The organism is Halalkalibacter lacteus, from assembly GCF_036663595.1.
GTDB classification, from domain to species: Bacteria; Bacillota; Bacilli; order Bacillales; family Bacillaceae_D; genus Halalkalibacter; species Halalkalibacter lacteus.
On sequence record NZ_JAWRVL010000302.1, the window covers coordinates 1 to 257 of the forward strand.

Here is a 257-nt window from a genome sequence, read left to right on the forward strand (position 1 = left end):
GCTCGGTACTACATGCTTAGTCAGTCTTTACATTCGCTTGCCAGCTGCGGACGGACACGCCACTAACAAACTAGCCTGATTAAGTTTTAACGCTTCAACCCCAGGCAGGGCTTCCACGCGATCTCTTTTGGGTTTGACCTCTCTTGATCCCCGTCCTAAGAGCGGAGGCTAGGGAGAGAGGGCTCTAAGCAGGTTATTAAGCTGCTAAAGCGTAGTTTTCGTCGTTTGCGACTATTTTTTGCGGCTTTTTACGAGGC

1 other RNA gene is annotated in these 257 nt (G+C 50.2%); it reads right to left on the minus strand.

Annotated elements, in window-relative coordinates:
* Nucleotides 1–3: 3 nt before the first annotated feature.
* Nucleotides 4–257: a transfer-messenger RNA gene (gene ssrA, locus SAZ04_RS22440) on the minus strand; the annotation flags it as partial.